The 7,091-nt window shown below is 54.3% G+C and carries 5 protein-coding genes; 4 read left to right on the top strand and 1 reads right to left on the bottom strand.

Going from position 1 to position 7,091, the window contains the following annotated elements:
- Positions 1 to 69: 69 nt before the first annotated feature.
- The 4 genes from FJ147_13180 (at position 70) to ychF (ending at position 5,945) form a co-directional block, all read left to right on the top strand.
- Positions 70 to 1,296, top strand: a complete 1,227-nt coding sequence (locus tag FJ147_13180; protein MBM4256834.1) for a hypothetical protein — start codon at positions 70 to 72, stop codon at positions 1,294 to 1,296.
- A 47-nt stretch (positions 1,297 to 1,343) separates the two neighbouring features.
- Positions 1,344 to 2,999 (top strand): hypothetical protein, encoded by a 1,656-nt coding sequence (locus tag FJ147_13175; protein MBM4256833.1) that lies wholly within the window; start codon positions 1,344 to 1,346, stop codon positions 2,997 to 2,999.
- Positions 3,000 to 3,007: 8 nt separating this feature from the next.
- Positions 3,008 to 4,546, top strand: a complete 1,539-nt coding sequence (locus FJ147_13170; protein MBM4256832.1) for an ammonium transporter — start codon at positions 3,008 to 3,010, stop codon at positions 4,544 to 4,546.
- A 352-nt stretch (positions 4,547 to 4,898) separates the two neighbouring features.
- Positions 4,899 to 5,945, top strand: a complete 1,047-nt coding sequence (gene ychF, locus FJ147_13165) for a redox-regulated ATPase YchF (protein ID MBM4256831.1) — start codon at positions 4,899 to 4,901, stop codon at positions 5,943 to 5,945.
- On the opposite strand, the gene FJ147_13160 is transcribed toward ychF, so the two are convergent.
- The gene (locus FJ147_13160; protein MBM4256830.1) at positions 5,935 to 7,089 is read right to left on the bottom strand and encodes an AI-2E family transporter; all 1,155 of its coding nucleotides are present in this window, start codon (positions 7,087 to 7,089) and stop codon (positions 5,935 to 5,937) included. The genes ychF and FJ147_13160 overlap by 11 nt on opposite strands.
- Positions 7,090 to 7,091: the final 2 nt, after the last annotated feature.

The raw sequence follows: 7,091 nt of genomic DNA, 5'->3' as shown, positions 1-7,091 counted from the left end.
CAAAGGCCTACAGGTCTCCGACGATGAGTTTCAAGCGCTCAATATCAAACCCGGTAAGTTTCATGGCGATTGGAACTATACGCTTCTTCCTCGCTCTTAATCGGTAACTTAATTCTTGCCCATGCCTTAGGTGGAGCTGGTGGGACAGGGGTGCTGTTGCTTGATGAAGCGCATCATTTGAGTGACGCCGTGTTGGGCGGGTTGCGTATGCTCGCGCCGCTTGACCTGAAGAGCGAGCGACTCCTCCTGCAAATCGTTCTGGTCGGACAACCTGAACTCGAAGTGAAGTTAGAGCAACCGCAACTTCGCCCAATCCACCAACGCATTGCCCTGCGCTGCCAACTGAAGCCATTTCCTGATGACGAAGTCGTGCACTACATTCACCATCGGTTACATACCGTTGGCTGCGAACGTCCTGACTTATTCACGCCCGAGGCTCTGCATCACATCGCGGTGTCCTCGCGAGGACTGCCACGACTTATCAATATCATCTGCGATAATGCACTGCTGTTGGCGTATGGAAAATCGCAGCCCCTGGTCTCTGCTGCTATCGTGAACGAGGTAGTGGCGAATTTACGGATTACGCCGCTTGCAAATGGGACGATACCGAGCGAACAGCTGCATCTGTCACTCCCGCCGTCGATGGTTGCGGTGCAGCATTCGCCATCGGACATGGCAGCCGGAACACAATCGTTGCCAGTCGTCATACAACCTCCGGCGTCTCCTATTGCACCTATTACACAAGCAAAGCGCCGAACGAGTCTCTCTCTTGCCACTGGGGTTGTCCTTGCGTTGATCCTCGGAGGCGTTGTCTATACACGACAAGCGACGGAGGTACGACCGGGTGTCCCTGCTGCGGAGCAAGGCGAGCAACCTCAACCGCAAAGACAAAGTAGGCTCGCCCGCACAAATCGTGCGGCGAGTGGTGCAAATGTCGCACCGACAATACGGACGAGACAGAGTCCCGTCGGTCAAGCGACCGAGGCAGAGAGCAAGTCTCCTGTTCCGCAGATCACACAGGCCCAGCCGAACGGCCAAGAACTGCGAGTGACTGACGGTCAGGAGGTGACTTTCATGGTAACAGTCGCCAATCCGCATGCTGGATTGCGCTACACCTGGCTTCTTGATGGGAACGAGCAGTCGCAGGGACAAACCTGGCCTTACAAAGCTGTGGCGACTGACCGGGGTCAACCGAGAATCGTGACTGTGCGAATCAGTGATGCCTATCGGCACGTTGTGGAGCGCAGTTGGAAGCTCCATATACGCAATGCCGATCGTCCATTTCCCCCCAGGTAAGAGGATAGCGCGGAAATGACGTTCGGATAGAGTGAGGGCCAGCGTTCATGACAGGAAGATGTAACAATATAGGGAGTTGCAGCAAGGCGGCGAGTACGGGGCTGATTACCGTTGCGGAATGGCGCGGATCAGCGGCAGACCCCATTTGCCCGGAATGTCACAAACCGCTCGTTATTGTTGAGGGACCTGCCTCCGCAAAGGCAGGAAACGGCAGAATGCTTGTTGCGGCGGCGGCTCTGCTTACTGTCGCTGTGGCAGCGTTCTTATGGCCGCGATCCGCGACTCCGCCACCTGCGCCACTTGCCCAACCGCGACGAGTGCCGAGTCCGGCTATAGCCCCAGGTCCTGCGACGACAATGTCCTCTTCTGTGTCTCCGGCTACACCACAACGCAATATCATTCTCCGTCTACATGGCTCGAATACCATTGGTGCTGAACTGGGACCGGAACTGGCGAAAGCGTTTCTGCTTGAAAAAGGCGCGACGACGGTTGAGCACGTGCCTGGGGAGCGGGAGCGGGAGTCGTTTGTGCGAGGCGATGTAAATAATGATGGTACGCCAGAGATGGTCGAGATTTATGCGCACGGTTCCAGAACTGCGTTTACTGCCCTCAGGGATGGGCTGTGCGATATTGGCATGTCGTCGGCAAAAATAACTGAAGACACCGTGCGTGAGCTGCTGCCGTCGCTGGGTGACCTGAGTTCGAATGCCAGTGAACATACCGTCGCTCTTGATGGACTGGCAATCATTGTTCACCCCTCGAATCCGGTTTCCGAACTGACGACAGCGCAAGTCGCCGCGATTTTTGCACGCGAGATCACCAATTGGTCACAGGTTGGCGGATCTTCAGGGCCAATTCTGTTGCTGGCACGAGACGACCAGTCTGGAACTTTCGAATTCTTCCGTGAGAGAATTCTCTTACGAGAGAAAAAGACGCTGTCGCAGACAGCACGCCGATTTGAAGATAGCGCGGAATTAGCGAAAGCCGTTGCTGCGGATGTGACCAGTATCGGTGTTGTCGGTTTGTCTTTCATTCAGACCAATAAGACGCTGATCCTGAGTGAGAAGGGGGTGCAGCCACGCCGTCCGAACCAGCGGACTGTGAAAACGGAAGATTACCTGCTCACTCGGCGGTTGTATTTTTATGCACCGGTGATGCCGAAGAACCCGTATGTGACGGAGTTCATTACTTTCGCGACGAATCAGATGCCAGGGAGTGGGGCACTGGCAGCCATCACTCGAGCAAATTTTGTCAGTTTGGATGTTTCCACCGTTGCCAGTGCCGCTGCTGCGGAAGGAGCAGCAACTGACGAGACGAGTGATCCGCGACTGGCATCCGCAGAATGGCGAGAGGTCACAGTTGGTGCTACGGAAATTTTAACGCGCTTTCGTTTTCGCTCTGGCAGTGCAGATCTCGACTCTCGTGCCAATCGAGATATCGGGCGTGTGGTGGGCCTCCTTGCACAACCAGACTACAAAGATGCGACCCTGATCTTGATTGGGTTTTCCGATACGAGCGGAGCGATATCTGCAAATCGTGCCTTGTCTTTAGAGCGGGCGAAAGTGGTTGAGAAAGAATTAGAGGTCGAAGGGCTGCGAGTTGGCACTGTGATTGGCCTTGGCGGGGAAGCACCAGTTGCTTCCAACGACGATCCCCTTGGCCGCGAGAAGAATCGTCGCGTTGAAGTGTGGGTAAGGAAGTGACGCGGGAGATGCTGCGAAGACACGGAAGGAACCGAATCATGCTGCGGAGTGCAAGGCCGATTTCTCGTGTGGTGTTCTTGTTTGCTGTGATAGGTGTTGAAGGTGCGTTGGGTGCATCTCTAGCCTGGGCACAAGAAGTGCTCAAACCGGCGACCCCGGACCAGGTCTCTGCGTTATTGCTCACCCCAAAGGTGATGCTCGACACCGTGTGGGTGCTGTTTGCTGCTATGCTCATCTTCTTGATGAATCTTGGCTTTGCGATGCTTGAGAGTGGCCTCTGTCGAGCCAAGAACTGCGTCAATATCCTCGCCAAGAACTTCATCGTTTTCTCTATCTCTTCCTTGACGTTTCTTTTTGTTGGTTGGGGGATCATGTTTGGTGATGGGAATGGGTTTATGGGAACGCAAGGTCTGTTCTTTCTCCGTGGTGCGGACAATAGTCCGGCCTCATGGGAAGCCTACAGTGGCGTGTACAAAGCCATCAGTTGGGCCGGGATTCCACTGTTCGCCAAGTTTTTCTTTGAATTGGTGTTTGCGGGGACAGCGGCGACGATTGTGTCTGGGGCGGTGGCAGAACGTATCAAATTCGCTGCGTTTATGGTGTTCTCTTTCGTCATCATTAGCGTGATCTATCCGATCACCGGCCATTGGGTTTGGGGAGATGGCTGGCTAGCGGTGTATGGCTTTTCTGATTTCGCTGGAGGAACTGTTGTTCATTCGGTTGGCGGGTGGTGTGCGTTAGCCGGAGTGTTGGTCCTCGGTCCGCGCCAGGGGAAATTTGCTAATGGCAAGGTCCACCCGATTCCTGGCCACAACATGACGACCGCTACCATCGGCGTATTCATTCTGTGGTGTGGTTGGTTCGGATTTAACTGCGGCAGTACCCTCGCCGCAGATCCACGGGCGATCAGTCACATTGCGGTTGTTACCAATGTTGCCGCTGTCTCAGCCTCGTTGAGTGCCTTGGTGGCAGCGACCTATTTGACGGGCAAGCCAGACCTATCGATGATGTTCAACGGTGCGCTTGCGGGACTTGTGGCGTCCACTGCTTCTTGTGCTGCGATCGGGGTTGAGAGTGCGTTGTTGGTCGGCCTGATTGCCGGCGCACTCGTTGTTTGGTCAATCTTCTTTTTTGATCGCATGCAGATTGATGACCCGGTTGGAGCACTATCAGTGCACCTGACGAATGGAATCTGGGGAACCATAGCGGTTGGATTATTCTCTGACCCGTCAGTGGCTCCTGTGGCCGGTCCTCTTCCTGGTGTCTTCTTTGGCGGTGGATTATCGCAGCTCGGGGTGCAAGTGATGGGCATTGTCATGGTTGGTCTCTATACGTTTGGCGTTGCGCTCTTTGCCTGGAAAATTATTGACATGACGATGGGAGTGCGTGTGTCGGAACAAGAGGAACGTGAAGGGCTCGACCTTGGTGAACATGGCAACGTTGCCTATCCGGACTTCCGACCGGAATCCATTGTGAGTTTGCCCATTGCGTCGTTGCCCGCCGGAGGATCACCAGCGCCAGCAGCGTTCGCTCAGAACCAACGGTGAGAAACGCTACAGCGGCCCACAGAACATTCGTACAGTTGGGGTAGCGTGCGCTGTGCGCACGATGCGCTCGCCAGCTGTGATTCCCGTGCGCATGGCGCACGCTATAGTCTCTCGGGGGACAACCTGAAGTGTACCAGTCTCGCGTGGTTTGATTTAGATCGAGACATAACGGATGAGCACAGCAGCGCTGTCACCCTGAGTGAAGCGAAGGGAGCGCTCAGAGGGATTCTTCGCTTAGCTCAGAATGACATGCCCCAAGCGGTGCATCGTAAAATGTCCGCTGGGTGTACCACCTCGTACTCGCAGCGCGAGGCCCCTGACCATAATGCAGTAACCTGCTACAGTCTCTTGCATGAAAGTAGGTTTAGTTGGATTCTCTCGTGCGGGTAAAACCACCATCTTTAACGCCCTGACTGGTTTGAGTGCTGAGGTTGGAGGCTTTGAAAAAAAACGTGAAGCGTCGATCGCCGTGGTCAAAGTGCCTGACCCGCGTATCGACGCGTTGGCTGAAATCGTGCATCCCGAGCGAAATAAATACGCAGAGGTAACATTTCTTGACTTCCCACCTCCAGAAGAACGCAAAGCTGGATTAGAAACCGAAGCGCTAGTGCAGATGCGGGAGTGTGAAGCGCTGACACAAGTTGTCCGTGGGTTCGAAGACCCTGCTGTCGCTACGTCTCCTGACCCGGTGCGTGATCTGCGTAATTTTCACTCTGAGTTAATTCTGGCGGATCTTGCGGTTATCGAGAAACGCCTCGACCGCGTCAAAAAAGAGAAAGGCAAAGAGCGCGAGAAAGAGTTACTGGAAAAGTGTCAGAAGGCGCTTGAAGAGGAGAAAGCGCTCCGACATTTATCTTTCTTGCCAGAAGAACAGGGGATGCTCTCCGGGTTTGCGTTTCTGAGTCAGAAGCCATTGCTCGTGGTGTACAACATCGACGAAGCGGTGCTGAATGCCCCACTGCCAGAAACTGTTGCTGAATATGCCGCGAGTGAGAAACTCACGGTCGTGTCGATCTGCGGCAAAGTCGAGATGGAGATTGCGCAGCTTGATGAAGAGGAACGGGGCATGTTTATGGCCGACCTTGGCTTAACAGAGTCGGCACGTGACCGTTTTATTCAGTATGCCTATGCCATGCTCAATCTGATGAGTTTCTTCACCGCCGGCCCGATGGAAGCCCGGGCGTGGACCATCACACGTGGTATGACGGCGGTCAAAGCTGCTGGCAAGATTCACTCAGACATCGAACGTGGTTTCATCCGCGCGGAAGTGATTGCCTACGACGAATACATTCGTTATCGCGGTGAAGCCGGGTGTCGCGATGCTGGCAAGATGCGGTTGGAAGGGAAAGAGTACGTCATGCAGGATGGCGACGTCGTGCACTTTCGCTTTAAGGTGTAGCTTTTGGCGATTGCGAAGCGCTGTGCTCGATTGCTATCGGCTCGGAGGCGACACTCTGCGTGAGCGGTTGAGGCGGCTCTGCCTCTTGCTCGTGCGCATACTCCTGCCGATAGATCTTGACGAACGCCATAATCGTCGCAAGTACAACTGGCCCAAGAAACACGCCGAGAAACCCATACGCCTGCAGACCACCCAGAATGCCGAAGAATAAGAACAGAGTCGGCAGTTTGGTGCGCTCCCCGATAATCAGTGGCTTGATGACGTTATCAATGCCACTGATGACCACGACTCCGTACACAATCAATCCGATGGCCCACGGCCATGAGCCGTTCAAGCCGATATAGATTGCGGCTGGTAGCCACACGGCAGCGGCACCGCCCAGTGGTTGTAATGATGCGACTGCTGAAGCACAGCCGAGGAAAAAACTGTAGTGGAGCCCGACGACACTAAAACCTATCCACGCTAGAATTCCTTGCACAACGGCTGTGACCACCATGCCCTGCACGACAGCGGACACCGTTTCATAGAATTGATGGAAGATGGCCTCTTTATGATGAGGCTGCATCGGGATCAAATCACGAAAGGCGTGAAAAAACTCTTCCCCGTCGCGGAAGAGAAAAAAGAGACTGAAGCTGACGATCGAAGCGTTTAGCAACAGGACAAGCAGATTTTTCGCGACATCTGGAACATGAGTCACGATGTATTGCGTTGTATTGTTGGCGGCAGTGAGCAAGAGTTTCGGTACGTCGATATCAAATCTGGCGATCCGAGGAGACCACTTGTCCCACAGTTGTCCTAGTGCGGTGTCACGCCAACTCGACAACAAATTCTGCAATTGACCAGATTCAGCCGCACTCTTCATGCCGTCATCAAACTCGAACATCTGGGTCGTCAAAAGGCTAGAAAGCAACGACAATGGCACCATGACGAGGAGCAGAATAAACATCGTGATGGCGAGGGCTGCCGCCGAACGTCGACCACCGAGCCAACGAAGGAACACGGCGAATATAGGATAGAAGGTGAGGACCAGGATAACCGTCCACATCAACGGTTTAAGAAAGATAGCAAAGAGGGCGTAGAGCTGAGAGAGGAGAAAGAGGAAGACGGCGAAGAAGAAGGCGGCGAATAATTGCTGGCGAGTCATGG

This window comes from Deltaproteobacteria bacterium, assembly GCA_016874775.1.
GTDB lineage: Bacteria > Desulfobacterota > Binatia > Bin18 > Bin18 > VGTJ01.
This window is presented reverse-complemented; position numbering and strand designations above follow the sequence as displayed.